At 62.4% G+C, this 19,438-nt stretch carries 12 protein-coding genes; 3 read left to right on the plus strand and 9 right to left on the minus strand.

What is annotated here, in order from left to right; translation table 11 throughout:
* Positions 1 to 2: 2 nt before the first annotated feature.
* Complete coding sequence (locus VLU25_18910; GenBank protein HSR70006.1) at positions 3 to 2,705, minus strand: ADOP family duplicated permease; 2,703 nt, start codon at positions 2,703 to 2,705, stop codon at positions 3 to 5.
* 219 nt (positions 2,706 to 2,924) lie between these two features.
* Between VLU25_18910 and VLU25_18915 the strand changes: the two genes are divergently transcribed.
* On the plus strand, positions 2,925 to 4,031 hold the full coding sequence (locus VLU25_18915; protein HSR70007.1) for a peptidylprolyl isomerase: 1,107 nt from the start codon (positions 2,925 to 2,927) through the stop codon (positions 4,029 to 4,031).
* 39 nt (positions 4,032 to 4,070) lie between these two features.
* Here the strand turns inward: VLU25_18915 and VLU25_18920 are convergent, their stop codons facing one another.
* Complete coding sequence (locus VLU25_18920) at positions 4,071 to 6,092, minus strand: PAS domain S-box protein (protein HSR70008.1); 2,022 nt, start codon at positions 6,090 to 6,092, stop codon at positions 4,071 to 4,073.
* 668 nt (positions 6,093 to 6,760) lie between these two features.
* Between VLU25_18920 and VLU25_18925 the strand changes: the two genes are divergently transcribed.
* Entirely contained in the window at positions 6,761 to 7,408 is a 648-nt protein-coding gene (locus tag VLU25_18925; GenBank protein HSR70009.1) for a response regulator transcription factor, read from the plus strand.
* A gap of 39 nt (positions 7,409 to 7,447) precedes the next feature.
* Here VLU25_18925 and VLU25_18930 read toward each other — a convergent pair whose 3' ends face one another.
* From VLU25_18930 to VLU25_18945, 4 genes are all read right to left on the minus strand, one after another.
* On the minus strand, positions 7,448 to 8,050 hold the full coding sequence (locus tag VLU25_18930; protein ID HSR70010.1) for an SCO family protein: 603 nt from the start codon (positions 8,048 to 8,050) through the stop codon (positions 7,448 to 7,450).
* 6 nt (positions 8,051 to 8,056) lie between these two features.
* Positions 8,057 to 8,701, minus strand: a complete 645-nt coding sequence (locus tag VLU25_18935) for an SCO family protein (protein HSR70011.1) — start codon at positions 8,699 to 8,701, stop codon at positions 8,057 to 8,059.
* Complete coding sequence (locus tag VLU25_18940) at positions 8,698 to 10,677, minus strand: hypothetical protein (protein ID HSR70012.1); 1,980 nt, start codon at positions 10,675 to 10,677, stop codon at positions 8,698 to 8,700. The genes VLU25_18935 and VLU25_18940 overlap by 4 nt, the downstream gene beginning before the upstream one ends.
* Before the next feature lie 114 nt (positions 10,678 to 10,791).
* The gene (locus VLU25_18945) at positions 10,792 to 16,044 is read right to left on the minus strand and encodes a copper oxidase (GenBank protein HSR70013.1); all 5,253 of its coding nucleotides are present in this window, start codon (positions 16,042 to 16,044) and stop codon (positions 10,792 to 10,794) included.
* 429 nt (positions 16,045 to 16,473) lie between these two features.
* Between VLU25_18945 and VLU25_18950 the strand changes: the two genes are divergently transcribed.
* A complete protein-coding gene (locus VLU25_18950; protein HSR70014.1) occupies positions 16,474 to 17,100 on the plus strand; it encodes a DUF2911 domain-containing protein in 627 nt (208 codons plus the stop codon).
* Here VLU25_18950 and VLU25_18955 read toward each other — a convergent pair.
* From VLU25_18955 to VLU25_18965, 3 genes are read right to left on the minus strand one after another with little or no spacing between them, the layout of a single operon-like run.
* Positions 17,090 to 17,734, minus strand: a complete 645-nt coding sequence (locus VLU25_18955; protein HSR70015.1) for a DUF1579 family protein — start codon at positions 17,732 to 17,734, stop codon at positions 17,090 to 17,092. The two genes, VLU25_18950 and VLU25_18955, sit on opposite strands and share 11 nt — an antisense overlap.
* Before the next feature lie 52 nt (positions 17,735 to 17,786).
* Positions 17,787 to 19,064 (minus strand): M56 family metallopeptidase, encoded by a 1,278-nt coding sequence (locus tag VLU25_18960; protein HSR70016.1) that lies wholly within the window; start codon positions 19,062 to 19,064, stop codon positions 17,787 to 17,789.
* Positions 19,048 to 19,425 carry a BlaI/MecI/CopY family transcriptional regulator gene (locus VLU25_18965; GenBank protein ID HSR70017.1) on the minus strand — a complete coding sequence of 126 codons (378 nt, stop codon included), beginning with the start codon at positions 19,423 to 19,425 and terminating at the stop codon, positions 19,048 to 19,050. The genes VLU25_18960 and VLU25_18965 overlap by 17 nt, the downstream gene beginning before the upstream one ends.
* Positions 19,426 to 19,438: the final 13 nt, after the last annotated feature.

Consider the following 19,438-nt stretch of genomic DNA (forward strand, 5'->3'; position numbering starts at 1 on the left):
TTTCACTCGGAGCGCAGGGTCTGCAGAGGATCCACCCGGGTGGCCCGGCGGGCGGGCAGGTAAGCGGCCGCCGCCGCCACCGCCAGCAGGGCCGCCGCGGTCATCGCGAAAGTGAGCGGATCGGTGGCGCTGACGCCCAGCAGGAATCCGGTCAGCAATTGGGAAAGGCCCAGAGCGCCCAGCAGACCCACGGCCATTCCCAGGAACGCGGGAGCCATACCGGCCCGCAACATCATGCGGCGGACGTCGGTCCCGCGGGCCCCCAGCGCCATGCGGATGCCGATCTCAGAACGGCGCTGCGACACCGAGTAGGCCACGACGCCGTACAGTCCCACCAGAGCCAGCACCATGGCCAGCCCGGCGAATACGGCGAAGAGCAGGCCGAAGAGAGTGTATTCCCACTCGTCGCTGCGGATGATGTCGCCCATGGTCTGCACGCTCAGCACGGGTTGATTGGGATCGATTTCCCACACGGCCCGGCGCAACGACTGGGCCAAAAGGCCCGAATCGGCATCCTCGGACTTGATCGTCAGGACCAGCCGGCTGCTGCTGGACTGGTACCAGGGGACATAGATGGCCGCCATCGTTTCGCCCTTGAGGCCGTCGATCTTGGCGTCCTCAGCCACGCCCACGATGGTCACCCAGTCCTCTTGGTTAGGCGTCATCCCCAGAAAAGCCTGGCGTCCGACCGCGTCCTCGCCGGGCCAGAAGGTCTCGGCCAGCTTGCGGTTGACGACCGCCACGCGCCGCGAATCAGGGCCGTCCGCCTCCTGCAGGGAGCGTCCTCTCAGCAACTCTGTTCCCAGAGTCTCGAAGTAGTCGGGCAGGGCGCGGACGAAGACCGCCACCGAAGGCATCTCGCCTTCGGGCACGGGATGGCCTTGAGCGTGAAAGTAGACGCCGCTGAAATTGAGCAGGGGTTTGAAGGACATGCCTGAAACGCCTTCCACGCCCGGCAAGGAGCGGGCCCGCTCCACCAGTTGGCGGACGAACTCGCGGCGCTGGGCTTCCTCGGGATAGTCGGCTTGCGGCAGGATGAGGTCGAGAGTCAGCAGCCCCTCGCGGGCGAATCCCAGATCCATGGTGAGCTTGTGCAGATAACCCTGCATGAGCAGGGCGGCGCCCACAACCAGCGTCATGCACAGGGCCACCTCGGCCGCCACCAGTCCCTGTCCCAGCAGCCGTCCACGCCGCCAGCCGACCGTGCGCGACGATTCGCGCAGGGCATCGCCGCCGTCCACCCGGGAAAAGCGCAAGGCCGGCACCAGACCGAAAAGGATTCCGCTCAAAAGCGAGATCGCCAGGGCAAACAGCAGGACGTTGGCGTCAAAGTCGAAGACCATCCAGACGGGCAGTTGGTCGACGCCGGCGATTCCGGCCTGGATGGCGTTCTTGGCCAGCCAGGCCAGAGGAAGCGCCAACAATCCCGCCAGCAAGGAGAGAAAGGCCGCTTCAGAGAGGAGCTGAGAGATCAACCGTCCTCGTCCGGCGCCCAGCGCTCCCCGCACGGCCAGTTCGCGGCGCCTTCCGTCGACGCGGGCCAAAGCCAAATTGGTGACGTTGGCGCAGGCGATGAGCAAGACCAGCAGCACCACTCCCAGCAACACCGTCAGCAGCAGTTCGTCGTCTTCCTGGACGTTTTCCTGGCGCAGCGGCAAGACCTGGACTTGGACATCGGCGTTGGCCGAAGGAGCACGCTCCGCCAGCCGACGGGAGATGCCGTTCATCTCGGCCCGGACTTCTTGCAGACTCACGCCCGGGGCCATGCGGGCGATGACCTCGAGAAAGCGGTTGGGGCGGTCCTCCTCCGTCTCGGCGCGCCTTAAAGGCACCCACAGATCATGCTGCACGCTGAAGCGAAACCCTCTCGGCATCACGCCCAGGACCGCCGTTTCCTCACCGTCGATGCGGATGGAGCGGCCCACGATGTCGGCATCGCCGCCGAACATCTGCTGCCACAGGTGGTGACTGATGACGACCGTGGGAGGAGCGCCGGGAAGGTCATCCTGGGGCCCGAACGTGCGGCCTTCCAGAGCGGGAACGCCCAGCACCTTGAAGAAGTCGCCGCTGGCCTGCATGCCCTCGATGGAATGGGGCCGCCCCTCGGAATCGATGACGGCGAAATCGTCGGAGTCCCAGGCGGCCATCGATTGCAGCGTCTGGCTGCTTCGCTGCCAGTCCTTAAAGTTGGGATAGGACACGGCCGTGATGCGCACATTGCGGCTGAAGAGGGTCTCGGTCAGAAAGAGCAGCCGATGAGGTTCAGGGTAGGGCAAAGGACGCAGCAACACCCCGTTGACCATGCAGAAGATGGTGGTGGAGGCGGCGATCCCCAGCGTCAGGGTCAAAACCGCCAGCGCGGCGAAGGCGGGACGGCGTCCCAGGATGCGCATGGCAAAGCGCAGATCTTGTGCCAACAGTCTCATATTCCACCTCTTCCTCTTCGTCCTGGCCGCCCACAGGGCCGGCCGCCTCTTTTCCCAACCCCGAGCTGGAGCCTCGATTCGAAAAAGCTCCTCGAAAGGCACGTCCAGGGCCCGCAGCAGCTTGCGCCGCGTCTCCACGCCTGGATAAGGCCGCTGGCCGTTGACCAGCATGGAGAGAAAGGAGCGGCTGACGCCGATGCGTATAGCCCAGCGATTCTGGCTCATGCGGCTTTCGGCCAGCATCTCGGCCAACCGCTCATGGTTCAAGCGAACTCTCACAATTTCGCGTCCTCGCCACTAAAACGAAAGAAGGCGGATTCCGTCAACATTCTCTCACGCTTTCTGTTCACACCTGTTTACAGGCCCCTTACAGTGCCCGCCAGGACGGACCGGCCGCTTCACCAACCCGCCGAGTCGCTGCTTCGAACCCGCGCCTTGAATCCTCGGGCCCCAAAATGGACAATGAAGAGGAACCGCCATTTTGAAAGGACCCACCCGGTGAACAATAAATTGCCTTCCGCTTTTCTCATGTTGCTGCTGTGCTTTGCTGCCGGATGCCAAAACGTCAGCTCGCAGGAGGCCATGCAGCAGGAACGAAACGACCAGTTTTTCAAAGCCGACCCCAACGCCGACTTCGCCGGCTCTCACATCCTGGTGGCTTACAAAGGCGCCCAGCGGGCTGGAGAGCAGATCACGCGCAGCAAGGAGGAAGCCGAGGCCAAGGCGCGCCAACTGATCGACCTGCTCAAATCCGACCCCTCGAAGTTCGAAGAAACGGCCCGCAACGAGTCGGACGGCCCCTCGGCCGCCCAAGCGGGCAGCCTGGGCGCCTGGACCAAAGGGCGCATGGTGCCCGAATTCGACGCCGCCATCGAGTTGCTGGAAGTAGGCGAGATCACTTCCGAGCCGGTGGAAACCGGCTTCGGCTACCACGTCATCCGCCGCGACTCCCTGGCGGTTGAGCACTTCGGGATGGAAGGGCTGGTGATCGGCTACAAAGGTGCTCCGCGCGCCCCCGCAACGGCCAGCCGCAGCCAGCAGGAAGCGCAGGCCTTGTGCCAGGAGATCAAGAGCACGATCAATGGCCAGAACTTTGCCGATATGGTCAAAGAACACAGCGACGGCGGCGACCAACCCATCTTTATGGGGGTCCTCACCAAGAACGATCCGGCTCCTCCCGAGATCTTGCAGGCCGTGACCGGCCTGGAGGTGGGCCAAGTCGCGGGTCCGCTGGAGATGCCTTTCGGATATGCCTTCGTGCGCCGCACCCGCCTGGAACAGCGGGCCGGAGCCCACATCCTCATCGCCTACCAGGGAGCGATGCGCTCGCAGGCCACACGCAGCAAGGAAGAAGCGCTGCAGAAAGCCAACGACATCCTGGCCCAGGTGCAGCAAAACCCCTCCCTCTTCGCCGAACTGGCCAAGCAGAATTCCGACGGCCCTTCAGGACCCAATGGCGGCGATCTCGGGGTCTGGTTCAAAGGCAAGATGGTGAGCGAGTTCGATGAGGCCCTGGGCCAACTGCAACCGGGCGAGATCTACCCGCAAGCCGTTGAGACGGCCTTCGGTTACCACATCCTCTTGCGCAAAGCGGTGCCCGAATAGCACGGGCGGAGATCGCTTCTAAGGCGGCCGGCTGCTGCTTCAGACCGGCTGGCGGGAACGGGTCAAACCGCGCAGGACCTCGGCCAGATCGCCCGATTTGAAGGGCTTGCAGATATAAGCGTCCATCCCAGCCTGGAAACAGCGCTCGCGGTCTTCGCGCATGGCATGAGCCGTCAGGGCCACGATGGGGATGTGGCGGCCATTGCCGTTCTCCATACTGCGTATGCGCTCGGTGGTTTCGTATCCGCCCATCTCGGGCATCTGCAGATCCATCAGGATGAGGTCGAACTTGTCGTGGTCGAAGAGGCGCAGGGCCTCGACGCCGTTGTCGGCCACCGAAACCTGATGGCCGCGCTTCTCCAGCAAGCGCACCGCTAACTTCTGGTTGACCCGGTTGTCTTCGGCCAGCAGAATGCGCAGGCTTTGGCCGTCGTCGATTTCAACCTCGCCCTGGGGACTGATCTTGCTTTTCCCCAGTCCTCTTTGCAGGTCTTCCTGCGCGCCCTGCTTGAGCGGAAGCTCGAAGCTGAAGACGCTGCCTTCTCCCAGGCGGCTCTGCAAGTCGAGCCGACCGTCCATCAAGTGCACCAATTGAACGCATATGGCCAGTCCCAAGCCGGTACCGCCGAAGCGCCGGGTGGTGGAGCCGTCGCCCTGGGTGAAGGCCTCGAAGATACGTTCCTTGGCCTCTTCGCTGACCCCGATGCCGGTATCGCCGACTTCGAAGACCAGCCGTTGATCGGTGTCCCGGCCCTCCAGCCGGACTGCCAAAGTGACTCCGCCTTCCTCGGTGAACTTGACCGCGTTGGACAACAGGTTGGAGAGCACCTGGCGCATCCGAGTGGGGTCGCCGACCACCTCGTCGGGAAGATCGGCATCGAAGTCTTGACTGAAGTCGACGCCTTTTTCCCGGCACTGCGGCGCCCACACCTTGACCAGTTCGCGCAGCCAGGCCCTGAGATCGAAGCTGATGGTCTCGAGCCGCAGCTTGCGGGCTTCGATCTTGGAAAAGTCGAGAATGTCGTTGATCAGTTCCAGAAGGGTGTCGGCCGAAAGCGAAACGGCCTCCAGGCAATCGCGCCGTTCCCCCTCGTCTTCGCTGCCCATGGCCAGCTCGGTCATGCCGATGATGGCGTTGAGAGGGGTACGGATCTCATGCGAGATGTTGGCCAGAAACTCGCTCTTGGCCTGGTTGGCCGCTTCGGCCAATTCCTTGGCCTGCTGCAGTTCCGCCTCCGCTCTCTTGCGCTCCGACACATCCTGATAAAGCGCGTACACCCCCATGGGGATGCCGTCCACCTCGAGCCGTACGCCATGCACTTCGACGTCGATCCAGGTGCCGTCTTTGCGGCATCGCTTGGCGCTGAAGCGGATCAGCGATTCCCCCGCGATGGCCCGAGCGGTGTAGTTGTGAGCCTCCTTCTTTTCCTTGCGGGGAGCGATGAGTTCGTCCAGCTTGAGGCCCAGAATATTCTTGCGCTTGTAGAGGAAGATCCGTTCGAAAGCGGGGTTGCACAGTTCGATGCGTCCCCGGTCGTCGAGCACTACGATGCCCAGAGGCGAGTTCTCGATCAGGGCTTCCAGGTAAGCGCTGCGCTGGGCCACTTCCTTCTGCACCCGCTTTTGAGCCGAGATGTCGCGGCAGACGCACACATATCCGGTGCCTTCCAGCGCCGTCAAGGCCAAGAACTGGTCAAAGGGTTCGCCGTTGCGCCGGCGCCCGCGCACCTCGCCCCTCCACTCTCCCTTCTGCCTCAGGGCCGGCAGGATCTCGCTCTGGAAGCGATCCCTCTCTGAAGCGCTGTAGAAACGGCGCCAATCACGCCCGTTCAGGTCCTGGGGCGAGGAAAAGCCGAAGATGCGGGCGTAAGGACCGTTCATGTAGCTGTAGCAGTGATCTGAAGAGATGATGGCTACGCCGTCCAGGGAATGCTCGAGCACGGAGTCGTGGATCCGCTCCTGTTCCTTCCAGCGCCGCCGCTCTTCCTCCAGTTCGCGGACGCGCTGCTGCAGGCGGTCCACCTCGCCCTTGCTTTGACTTTTGACCTTGAAGATGCTCATCCACACCTGTCCAGGGCCACCAGGTGGCCAACAAGTTCACACACGGGTCAAGTTTCAGCGACCGCGGTGAAGGCTCAATTGCCCTCGGCGGCACGAGGTCGCTCGCTACAACTTCTATCGGCAAGAGCAGCCAAATACTTAATAGGCTAAATGGCCGCTCTGATGAATTATGCGGCGGAATTGGCAGCGAAAAATGCTCCTCCCGCCTCTGCCGGCAGCCACTGACGTCTTAGATCAAAAACCCTGTTTCTCATGGAAATACCATCAGATTATGGCTGACGGCGGTTGGCTAACACAAAAGGACAGTATACAGAAGACGGCAAACATAAGTGGAAGAATAGTTATAAGGATTCCTCTTCATACCAGTGGCGCAAAGTATTCTGCTGAATCAAGACTCCTCCAGCCTCAATAAGGCTGGGGCATTTTCCCCTGGATTAGGCTATATAACTCAGCACTGAGTCATATAGCCCAATTTTAGTGTTGGCTGAAGTATTTTTTAGCTGATCTTTGGTTTGAACAAAATGCTTGAGGAACGGGGGGTCGAAGTCGCCGAGTCAGCCCTTGGCATCTCGCTTGCGTATAACAATCGCCGCACACCATTGGGAAGTTGGTTTTTAAATACCTCTGATGCGCAGAGTTCGCCTGCTGAATGAAGGGGGGATCATTCTATGCAGCAGCCTCATGAGGTGCTGATTCTATCCCGTTATCAGATCTCTGGAGAAGCTGTCCGCCTTTATCTTTCTCAAGTCAAAATCCTGGGCCGTCCCAAGTTTCTGGCCAATTTTCGCCGCTTCGATTCGCCCACCGACATCGCCTCTCTGGACAACGGCCAACCGACCCTGGTGATCCTCATCTGCCGCGACGAAACTCAAGTCGCGGTCAAGAGTTTGAGGGCTCTGTTTCCTTTCGCCCGCATTTTGATCGTGGCCCGGGACGCCTCACAAGAGACTCAAGCGGAGTGGATCAACCAGGGCGCGGGCGGCGTCTTCGACGAGAGGGACGCACACGACCTCGAACAATTAGAGCGGGCCGTCGACTTCGTCATCGACGGCGAAGTGTGGGCTTCGCGGCGCGTCCTGTCGCTGTGCGTGCGCCGACCCGAGGACAAGCGGCAGGAGGACAATCCCCTCACCCGGCGGGAGCAGGAACTCATCGGTCTGCTGCGTCTGGGTCTGACCAATTCATCCATTGCCGAGAGGCTGCACATCTCCCAGAAAACGGTCAAGGGCCACTTGACCAACATCTACCGCAAGCTGGAAGTCGACAACCGCCTGCAGGCCGTCCTCAAGTCGCGCCAATTGACTGCCGTCGAATGAGGTCGGGCCGGGGCCAGGCAGTAGGGGAGCAGACCCGGGTTAGGGGGATGCGCTCTTCCCCTGGTCTTGCAGAACGCTGTCGACGATCTCGATCAATTCCTGAGGCGACGCCAGTCCCAGCGCCTTCTTCCAGTATTCGGCCGGAACATTGCCGACCAGCATCAGCGACTTGTGGTTTTCCTTGGAGGGAACCTTTTGTCCCAGACGCTCGAGAATGAAGTTGACGTCTTGGGGCTGGCCGGTCAGGAAATACCATCCGTGTTGCGCGTGGTAGCGCCGGGCGAACTCCTTGAGGCGCTGGGGAGTGTCGTAGAGGGGATCGACGGAAATGGAAATCAGGTGGACGTCGCGGCCCACCCTGTCTCCCAGGTGCTCCTGAATCTTCTCCATGTTGCGGCTGAGCACGGGGCAGACCCCGGTGCAGCGGGTGAAGATGGTGTCGATGACCACCACCTTGCCCGCCAGCAGATCGCTGAAGAAGCGCTGCTCCCGGCCTTCCTGATCAACCAGCACGGTGTCGGTGAAGTATTCCCGCGCCGCCTCCTGTGCCCTCACCCAAGGCGCCGTCGCCAGCAGAGCCAGCACTAGGAGCGCCGTTACTTTGAAAAACACCTGAGTCCTGTTGGGGTTGATTGTCGACATCTTGCCTCAGCGGGTGTGCGATGGTTCTCTTATCTCATCCAGGATTTGCAGCAGTTTATCAGGATTGGCCAAGCCGTTGGTGCGGGTCCAATGATTGGCGGGCTCGCTGCCAAGCAGGACAGTGGGCGAGTGGTCCACCTTGTCGGGCGAGAAGAGACCCAGGCTCTTGAGCAGCGAGTCGACCTTGCGCTTGGAGCCCGTCACCAGGGTCCAATTGGCGTCGTTTCCTCCAAAGCGGGCTTGCCAGGCCTTGAGCCGCTGGGGAGTATCCACGCCCGGATCGATGCTGACCGAGATGAGATGCACGTCGCTGCCGCGGCCCAACTTCTTTTGCAGTTTGGCGAAATTGGCTCCCATGGGAGGGCATATGGTGGTGCAGGTGGTGAACATGGACTGCACCACGACCGTGCGTCCCTTGACCAAGTCGGTGAAGAAATGAATCCGGCGGCCGCGCTGATCGAGAAGTTCCACGTCGCGGAAAACGGGCTGACTGTCCTGCTCCGTTTCCCCCATGGCCTGGTGTGCTGAGGCATCATGGCATTGAGGATCGGTCCCGCTGTCCCCGGCGTGGTGAGAATGACTCTGGCCCCGCAGGGGCGGAGCGGCTAGCGACAGAGTGAGCAGGAAGAGAGGAAGGGTAGGGAGTTTCATTTTTGATCTCCTTGCGCTTTGGCGGGCGCAGATTGGACGCGGATGATGGCGAAGGGAGACTTGTTAAAGGCGAGACCCAAGCTTTGGCTGGAGGCGAAGGCATAGTAGACGCCGGCTTGGCTGGGAGTCAGGGTGGCCTGGTAGAGCCCCGGCGAGGATTCCTCGGCCCAGGAGCGCCTCTGTTCCACGCCGGGAGCGCGGAAGGTGAGGATACGCACGTCGTCCGCTCCCTCGATGACCTGCCCGGTAAGGGCGCTGCGCAGGCGGAAGCGCAGAGACTTCTCTTCTCCAGGCTGGGCCGACATCTGCACTACCAGCGGTTCCACCATGACGTCGTTTTCAGCCCGCCGCTTGGCTTCCAGGACCGGATTGGGCGCCACCTCTACCGAAAAGCAGTGAACCGTGCGGGGCGAATCCAGGAAGAAAGCCAGCTCGTACTCCCCCGGGCGACGCAAGGTGGCGGAAGTGGTATAGACTCCCGGCTCGCTTTCAGCCAGCGAGCGGTCGATAGCCAGCACGGCCCGGGGCTGACGCCCGTAGTTCTGAAAGTGCCCCATGGGCGCCGCCATTCCCTCCCGGTAGTAGTAGATGGCGGTGTCGGCGGCGTTGGCCACCAGCACGGCCGTGGCTCCCGGGGCCTGCACGATGCTGTCGCCGCCCGAGGGCATGATCTTGCCCAGGGGAGAGCGTCCGCCCGGAAAATCGATCACGGGGACCGGAGCTCCTTCTTGGCCCAGTTCCTTGAGGGGAACCATGAGGATCAACTCGCTGTCGCGGTGACGGATGTAGGCCAGTTCGTTGGTGAAGGCCACTTGGTCGGGCGCCTCCTCGGTGGTGCCGGTTTGGATGACCCGGTCTCGCGAGGCGTCGATAATATTGACCAGGTCGTGCTCGGGATTGACCACGAAGGCCAGCGAGGGGCGGCTGCTGAAGCGGATTTGAGTGGCTCCCGGCTGGACGGTGATGCGGGTGCGGAGCTGGTGGTTTTGACCGTCGATGACCGCCACCGAACCGCTGGGATCCAGGGCGTAGAGCGCTCCGGCGGCCTCGGAGTAGGCCATCGAAACCACGGCCTCGCCCACCTCAAGGGTGTCTTTTACCGTCAACTCGCGGATGTCGATGACTGTAATTGAGCCCTGATCGCGGTTGGATAGAAAGGCATAGGCCGAATCGGCGGTAAAGGCGATCTCGTGGGCGCTGGAAGGCAGGTCGAAGAGAGCAGCGCGCTCCCGGGTGGAGGTATCGTAGACCACCACGCCCGACTTGTCCATATCCCCTTCGGACCCGTTGTAAGCCGCCCACACATAGCGTCCGTCGGGTTGCAGGTCCACTCTGGTGACACCCTGCCAGGCCCTCAGGTTGGTGGCGACGTCCCAGGTAGCCAGATCGACGACAGCCACCTTGCCGGCTTCGGGCATGGCCACGTAGAGGACCCGGTTGGGAGTATCGACCGCCCAGTCTTCGCCGGGGCTCTCCAACTGCACCATGTCGAGCAGTTTGGTGGTGCCGAACCCGAAGAGGGGATCGACGATGGAGATGCTGGCATCGCTGTTGAGGGCCAGCACGTGGTAGACGTTGAGGTCGACTTCGGCCCGGGAATAGAGGCTGCCTCCCAGAAAGGCCGCCACCCGGTCGGTGCAGCTTTCCTCTTGCGGGTTGTTCTCGGGCACCCGGTCCATCCAGGCGGCCGGAAAGACGCCGCCCAGCGGCATTCCGCTGTTGGTATCGCGGATGTTGAAGCTGACGTCGACGATGTCGCCCTCGCGCAGCGGCTGGTGCGGGTCGCGGTCGCCCTCAGCCGGCTCCATCCGGAACTCGACCCGGATGCCCTCCTCCTCGAAGGCTCCGCGGTAGGAATAAGTCCGCTCCTCAGGCGCGGGCTGCTCTTGGGCAGCTTCTAGGCCAGAGGCCTGCTGGGACTGTCCCGCCAGGGTTAAGTTGAACAAGAGCGACAAGGTTAAGAAAAGTACTCTCATATCCATCCTTGTTGAGAAAAACAAGACGCCGTCAAAGGCGATGAAGTGGAACGAAGAGAGCCGGCGGACCCGTTTGGGGGATCCGCCGGCTCGTCTTTTGCGGACGCCTTTCCCTTAGAAGTCTTCCTCAGAGGTAGCGGCGGTCCTGGGTCCGACGACACGCATCAGGCCCCAGAGCCCTCCGTCGAAGAGAAAGGAAGGCTGGTCGCGGTAGAGGAAATCCCCCTGAACCCCGAACTTGCCTCCTGCTCCGTTGATGAGAAGAGCATCGAAGTGGTTGGTCGGTCCGTGACCCATCTTGGCGCCTTCCCAGAGAGAGAAGGCATTGAAGCCCAATTCGGTGGAATCGTTGATATAGGGCTCCTGCTGCCAGATATGGCCGTGCACCTGGAAGACGTGGTTGCGCTGGTTGCCTCCCGGCTTGAGGACGCGGAAACGGACATCGTCTCCGGCCCTGGCGTAGAAGAGAGGCGTTTCGGGATCGGCGCCCACCTGTCCGTTGGTGAGGATGTCGGTGATGACCAGCTCGCGCGTTTCGGTCAGGGGAGCATCGGGCCTGAACCCGAAGCGGAACCACATGGGTTCGGTGCGGTAGTTGAAGGCCTTCTGGGCGGAGTCTTCGGGATCCTCCGACCCGGCCAGGTTGGGCACGGCGTTGGCGTCGCCGTCGGCGGCGTTGCCGCAGCCGTTGCAGCGCAGGTTGACGTCGCTCTGGTAGAGCACGGTGAACTCGCGGAAGAGTCCTCCATCCGGCCTTCTCACCGTAGCCGCGGCACGCGAGCAGCGGGGACGGTTGGGCTGGCCGCAGTTGGCCAGATCAGCGTCCTCGCGCCAATTGGCGTCTTCGGGCTCGATCAGCAGTGCGCCGATGGCGCCCTTGTGAGACTGCTTGATGCGGTCGGCCGCGATGAGGTTGACGGCGCCGAACTCGATGGGCGGGTTGTCAACCGTGCCGTTGTCCCGGATGAAGATGTCGCCGGCATACCAGCGATACTTGACCGTTTGACCCGGATTGGCGGTCTGGATCTGGTTGATGCCCACGTTGTTGCCGTCGTCGCGGCTGACATCGTAGAAGACCAACTGAGGATGCAGGCCGACCTTGTTGGAGGGCCTGAGCTGGTTGGCATTGAATTTTTCGATGAGCATGGGCAGGGTGAAGAATCCGTCGCGGTCAGGCGGATTGTCGGGCAGACGGTTTTCCAACTCCACCAGGATGCATTCTCCGGCCCTGGCGCGCAGGATGAGCGGCTCAGGCTCGAGATGCGAGCGCAGCTTGCCGCTGGCGTCCAGATCGGAAGCCCTCACGTACATGATGGCTGTCGGATCTCGCAGTGGACCCCAGTTCTGGTTGCCGGGACGCTTGTTGTAGACCAGCGGTCCGCCCAGGATGTCCCGGGCCAGCGCCGCCACCACGTGGAATTTGCGTTCGGGAGCCGTCTTGGGGCAGACGCCGTTGAAGCGTCCTTGTTCGCCCTCGGCGACTTCCTTGCGTCCCGCCGGGTTGTTGGGCAAGGGCAGAATGTCGGAATTCTGTCCGCGCGAGACGCGGATCAGCCCCCACAGCCCGTTCCACAGGTCGTCGGTGGACGAACCGGCGGCCCACAGGTGGTCGGCGTGAGCCTGCAAGGGGTTCTTGACCAGTTGGGGAACGATCATCTCGAAGTGCTCGGAGATACCCATCATCTGGGAATTCCGATAGCCCGAGTCGGTCCAGGACGGTTCGAAGAGCCACTTGATGCCGTTGACGCTGAAGTTGTGCCCTTCCTCATGGGCGCCTACCAGGGTCCTGATCTGGACCCGGTCGGCCTCCAGCACCTGCATCAGAGGCGTGAACGGGTCACGCGGCCGCACTCCGCCCGTCAAGGGAGGATAGAAGTTGGGCTGGACGTTGAGGCGGGCGTCGGCCCGGGTGACGCGTGAGGAAAAGGCCAGGGCCAGATCGCCGGCGTCTCCAGCAGCCTGCTGGTTGTTGGCCGGATCGCGCGTCCTCAGAGCCAGAGGCTCGTTGCGGTAGTTGACCACCATGGTGCCCGGCTCATCGGCCGAAACCCCTTCAGGGCAGGGCGGCTCAGGCGGAGCCAAGCCCTGTTCCTCGAGCTCTGCCAAGCCTTCTTCGGTGACAGGGCAGTTTTCCACTTTGGCCAGCAGGAAGGGTAGTCCGACTTCCTTCTTGCCAGGCGGGTTGACGGCTTCTTCGAAGCAGTCGAATCCCAGTCCGGGAACGCCGATGCCGTTGCAATTGCCGGGCTGTTGCCCGTCGGGCAGTCCGGCCCACTCGTTCTGGAAGGTGGGGCCTTGGCCTTGATCGAGGTTGGCGTGGCTGTTGTCGTAGTAAGCCAGTCCGAAATCAGCGAATTCGAGAAGGAATTCGCGGTAGCTGTCGCGGCCCTCGGGGCCGTCCAGGATGTCGGCACGCCAGGAAGTGGGGCCTCCATCGAAACGGCTGCCCAGGATGACGCCGGTCACCGGGTCGCGCCATTGCGAGGTCTCGGGCTCAACCACCAGTCCGGCGTAAAGTCCGGCCTGCTGGTGGGTCGAGGGACCGAAGTGGTCGTGCGTGAAGACGGTGCGCAGCGTGCGGTCGTCGCCCTGCAGATTGAGGACGTCGTCGGCATACCAGCGCTGAATGGTGGTTTGGGCTCCCCAGAAGCGACGGTCTTGGAGTTTCTCATCGAAAAAGGGATGAGGCTCGGCCACCGGGCAATGAAAAGTGCCGTCGCGCGGGTCTCCGCCGAACTCGTCTCCGGTGCAGCCGTTGTGGGCGCGGATGGCGCGGATGCGCTCGCGCACCTCGTCGGGACTGAAGCTGCCGTCCTCGTAGTTCCATCCGTTGGCGGCCCCGTCAGAGGCCAGCACGTCGAATTTCACAAGGTGGATGTGCTGCCCCAGGATATCGGTCGGGGTGCGCACCTGGAAATCGTCCAACTCATAGATGTTGGGAACCAGGTTGGTCAGGTAGTAGCTGATGCAGTCTCCGCTGTTGGCGCGGAAGAAGAGCGGCTCGGGCGGCCGGTCGCCTGCGAAGGTGTCCACAACGTCTCCCCACAGCGAGATCATGCGCAGTTGGGGAAAGTGCCATCCGGCCTTGTTGTAGATGACGTCCAACTGAATGTCGGCCGCCTTGTATTCGCGGGGTCCGGGGACCTTCTGCTGCTGGATGGTGTCGAAATGTTCGATCTGGGGAACGGCATCGCCCTTCTCCAAACCGGCCTCTTCGCAAAATGCAGCCAGCGGGCCGTCAGGTCGGCATTCCAGCATGCAGGGTTCGGCGTAGGGCGCTCCCGGCTGGCGGGGCAGCCCGTTGGCGATGAACTCCGCCGGCGAGCCGTCGGTGAAAAAGGTGGGATGTCGCCGTATCTCGTGAAAGCGCATGGCGACTTCTTCCACCGGATGCCCGCTCTCGGGGATCTCCAGGGCTTGCACCTCTTCCAGTTCCTTGGTGAAGTCGAGGCGGGTTTCGATGTGCAGCGCTTCGCCTTCCAGAAGGATATGGCGGGGCAGTCCGCCGTCGTCGATGGTGTCGAGAGGCGGATGGGGAGCGCGCGAACCGGCGGCTCCGGGCACCCAGAAGGGATATCCGGGATTGCCCATGTTGGCGATGTCGGCCGGCGTGATGTCGCGCACGAACTTGCCGTTGATCTTGACCTGTCCTCCGCGGTTGGGCAGACGGGGATCGGGGGCGATTTCCACCCTGGCTCCGGGGGCGGGCGCCATGGGCTGGCCCGGAATGGGCACGACTCCCGGAATGGGAGTGCCCCGCTCGATCTCGCCGTCGGGCAGGCGTCGACGACCGTCCTCGAAGACGTCGTGGACGCGCCACAGAGCCCACATGCCTTGAGCGAAGTGGGGATAGAAGTGGCAGTGGAAGATCGAGTCTCCAACAGCCGCGTTGCGGTTGCCCGATCCGTTGTAGGTCATCTCGAGGGTGAAGGAGTTGCCGGGGCCGATGGCCTGGCTGTCGAGATAAGCCGAGTTGTCGGAGTCGGGAGCATAGAGCCACTGGTGGGTGTGTTGGTGGTGGATGTGGTGTTCCTTGGAGCCTCCGTGCAAGATGCGGAACTTGACGTGATCACGCAGATAAGCGTGATAGACGTTGGAGGGGTCGGAAGGATACATGGCCTCAGTGGCCCGGCAGTCCGGGTCGCCTACGCAGGCATTGGCCGGAGTGTCGACCACCATGGCCGGATCGCCCACCGTCCAGGAACTGAGGAAGAACTCCTCGTACTTGCATCCCGTGCAGTCGCGCATGGGACCCACGTCGAAGCGGTTGGCCAGAATCTCGGCCCCGATGCCGCCGGTGCCGTAGTTGATGGCGAAAGCATCGCGGACGCTGTGCAGCGTGTGTTCGAAGATGGCGTCCTCGAAGATGTCGAAGGCCTGCACGGCTCCGATCTCATCGTGGTAGATGATGGTGAACTCGCGGAAGCTGCGTCCTCGGTTGGGATAGACCGGATTGGGCTCGGCCTCGAAGGGTCCCTCGATGATGGCGGTCAGATCGGAATGCACGATCTTGTTGTTGCGCAGCATCTGAAAGACGGGTCGTCCCGCCTGGGGATGAGTATTGGGATAGACCTTGCCAAAGTCGAGGATGGGCTGTCCCTGAGGCGTGCGTGCCTGCGTCGCAATCCGCATGTCTTGAGCGGTGACCTGGCTGCGGATCCAGTTGGTTCCCCGGGGCTCCACATTGACGGCCCCGAAGAGTCCGGAGTTCATCTGCCCGCCGTCGCCTTCCCCGGTCGTGGTGGCTCCGCTGCTGTAGAAGACATGCTGGCCTTCTTTCTCGGCGAAGAGCGTGTAGGAGGCGCTGCCTCCAGGAGGCACGACGCCGTTTCCGGCCGCGCCGTTGGCCCCAACATTGGAGCCGTCGTCTTTGATGCTGACGACCGGCTGCAGACCGACGACGTGAATGGAGGCGTCGCGGGTGGCCACTTGCTCGTCATCGCGCCGCAGGGGATCCAGCAGGTTGCGGAAGCGGATGGTCAGGCAGTCGCCCGCGTTCATCCTCAGAACCAGAGGACGCGGGCGCTTGGTCTTGCGCAACTCAACCTGGCCCTCCTGACAGGATACGTGGGCGCAACTGTTGGTCGCCACGGACTGGTCGGCCCCAAACGGGAACACGTCCAGAGCCAGGGCGTACATCATGCCCTGGGGCTGCATGGCTCCCAGCCGGTTCCAGAAGAAGGGCTGGTCGAGCGCGATCACATCGGCTCCGATGCTGCGCACGCAAGCCGGCGACTCAGCGACCGGTCCCTCTTCCGGGCTCGTCTGGGCCAGCAGGCCGCCGGCCATCAGGCAGCTCAGCAGCAAAACGCACCAAGCCGGCCATACGAGCCGAGAGCGTGAAATACGGTTTCGAATATCTTGCATGTATCTTGAACCTCCTCCTCAGGTGGGCCCGGAAACCGGGAGGTTCCCGCTGCCGAATTGAAGCCGCCAAACGACCGAGGACACCGCTTAGCGGCCGCGAAACAGACGCCTCAGGCACCGAAGCGTGGCTTTACTTCGGCAACCGCAACACGCCTTTTTCGCCGCTTGGGCACTCTAAGCGAGTTGAACCGTGGCCTTTCATGATGAGTGAGGGGGCAGAGAAGGTAAATCCGACCAACAGCGCAAAACCGTTGCGACTAAAGTCGCACCAACCCCGACTAAAGTCGTGGTCGAAATGCGCCTGGATTGCAGCTTGGGCGGCAAGGATTGGCTACATGGCGGCGGGACAAAGCGGTTCTGTGCCCCGAAGGAGACGCATGGTAGCCTGGAGGTTCGTCAGGATGACAGGTTTCGAGGAGAAAAAGCGTGATGATATCGACTGTATTAGTGGCGGCCTTGCTGTCGGGGACCGGGCCGGCGGCGTCCTCTCCCGCTCACCATTCTCAAGACAAGGCTTACGGCGTTTACGGGCAAGTGGTGGAAGAGCGGGCCTCCACCCGCATCGGCTACTGGTTCCGCAACGTCAACGCCGGCCTGGGCGAGGTGGTGGTGAGCTACGGACGCCCGCTCTGGAAGGCCGAGTACGAGGAAAAGTTCGATGCCATGACAGAGGGCAAGATGTGGCGCATGGGCGACAACTACTGGTCGATCTTCGACACCCAGTTGCCGGTGACTCTGGGCGGCGTCAAGATCGATCCCGGACTCTACTACCTGGCCATCCGGCGCTCCCAGGACGGCGCCCAGTGGGAGCTGGTATTCATCGACCATGAGGAGGCGCGGCGCAAGTTGCTCGACTCCTACGACGTGAGGACCCGTCCAGCAGAAATCCCCATACTCTTCACCGTCCCCCTGGAGTTCGAGAAGACCCAAACCCCGGTGGAAAAAATGACGGTCCTCTTCGAGCTGGAGAAGCCCTCCAAGGACCGCGGCTTCATGCGCCTCACCTGGGGAAGTTTCGCCCTCTCGGCGCCTATTCTCGTGGAGGTCACTCCTTAGCCCGGGTGAATTCGAACTCCAACACCTTGCTGTCGTCGCCGATGGCCAAGTCGTGGACCTCCAGTAGGAAGCGGTTCGCATCCAGGATCCGCACCACGCCCTCGGCCATCTTGTCGTGCTCGCCCGTCATGGGCTCGTCCACCGTGCCCCACAGATGCAGGGCCGTCCCGCTCTGGTCCAGCACTCCCTCAAAGCGGGAAAGAGCAGTCGAGTTATTGTCGAAGGTAACGCTGACGAATTTCTGCTTGAAGTTGTCGTAGCCGTGGATGCCGAAAGACCTGGTCTTGCTGCCCGCCAGTTCATAATCGTACTCCCAACTCAGCCACTTGTCCTCGACTTTCCATTCGATGGCGGACTTGCCCTTTCCCTTCTGCGGCTCTCCTTGCGAGCCATAAAAGAGGCGCGCCTCAACGTCCCAATGCCCAATCAACTGACCCAGCCAGGCATGGTACTTGCCGGGTTTCATGGATTCGGCCCAACGCTGTTGCATGGCCTTCATTTCCTCGGCCGTAGGCTGCTGGAAGGCATATTCATCGGACTTTTTCTGGTGGCCGCCCTGAGCCATCATGAACGGGGCCAGAGCCAGCGCCATCAGTGATGCAAGCAGAAACGTGATAACCGGTGATGAAAACATGGATACTCCTTTCTTGGGCCGACCGATCGGCCGACCGGAAACGGGTCGACAATCAAGGTTCTAATGGGATCGAATGGCCCTCTTGGGCGGCAATCAGCGACTGGGCGGCCCAACGCAGGCGAAGGCATCCCTGGCGTTCTCCTCGAGCCGCCCGGCGCAGTACTTGGAAAGCCTGCTCATCGGCTGATTCAGAGTCCGTCGGCCGCGGGCCGGGCGGAGCCTCCTCAGGAACCGGCGCCGTAGCCGCCTGGGTGCCAACCGAATCCAAAGAGGCGCCCATCGGCACTACCGTCAGCAACATCACCAAAGCCAGCAGGACGGCCACCAGCCGCTGCACCTGAAAGGACGCTTTGGGCAGCCGTTCCAGGCCCCGCAGCCGTTGCAGCAGCAGGGCGGACCGGCCTTGCCATCCGGCATGAAGCCAGGAAGGAGGCGCCGACGATCTCTCCAGCAAGTCGCGGGCGGCCAGCAAAAGCGTTTGGCGATAGCGGTCAGCCTCCTGGGGCGCGGCCCTCACCACCGTGCCGTCGCAGCAGATCTCGGAGAGGGCTTCCAGGCGCCGGAGAATCACGTACACGGCCGGATGGAACCAGTAGACGGTGGCCACCACAGCGGCGGCCCCACGCAACCACAGATCTTTGCGGCGCACATGGGCCATCTCGTGCAATAGGGCCATCCTCAAGCTGCTTGAGTCGCCTTGCGTCCAGTGGCGGGGAATCACGATGCAAGGACGCATCAGTCCAGTCACCAAAGGACTACGAATGCGGTCGTTGAGGACGATCCGCGGCAACTTGCCAAGACCGATCCGTAACGCCGCCCTGCGAGCCTCGCGCATCACCGCTTCAGGTGCCGCGTCCATCCCGCCGCCCCCGCAGAGACGGCGCATTGCACGCCAGGCGCGCAGCCGCAAGGCCGCCACGAGGAGGGCTCCCAGCCCCCAAGCACAAAAAAGTAGACGGCCGATGGACTGCGGCCAAGCCGAGGACCGCCGGGTGGAGGGCTCTGAGCGGGCCCAGGCCGCCGCCACGGCGGAATGGACCCCGCTGGGCGGCAACACCCGGGCCGCTTCGCCTCCCTTAGATTGCTGGAAAACGCCGGCAGCGGGGGGTTCCTGCCAGCTCAGCAGGCCCCAGGGGGAGCTTAGGGCGGGAGGCAGAATCAGCTTGACCAGCAAGACCGTCCACAGCGTCATGCGCAAAGGCGGCCAGAGGCGGGGACCCAGCAGGTGGTCGAGCAGCCAAGCCGCTGCAAACAGCAGGGCCGTCTGCCAAACCATGGGCCGCATCCAGTCGATCCATAACGCCGTGGTGGCATCAAGCGTCGCTGCCATCGGCCTCTTCCCTTTCTTCCAACATCCTCTTCAGCGTCCGGCGCTCAGCGGCGGACAGATCCTCCTCCTTGAGAAAGCCCAAGAAGGGAGCCAGGGTTCCGTCGAAAGCTCTCTCCAAGAAGCTGTGAAAGGCCTCGGAGCGAGCCTGTGCGCGGCTCAAAAGAGGCCGATAATAGCTGGTATTGGCGCGCTTGCGGGCCTCCAGCATGCCCTTGTCGACCAAGCGGTTCATGAGAGTCTTGACGGTTGTGTAAGCCCATTCCGTCTCCTCCTCCAACTCCTCCAGAACGTCGCGCGCCGTCAGCGGCGAGTGCCTCCAAAGGCAGTTCATGATCTTCCACTCGCTATCGGTCAAAGACACGTTGCAGGCTCCT

The sequence above is a fragment of the Acidobacteriota bacterium genome (assembly GCA_035471785.1).
In the GTDB taxonomy this organism is placed as follows: domain Bacteria; phylum Acidobacteriota; class UBA6911; order RPQK01; family DATIPO01; genus JANQFM01.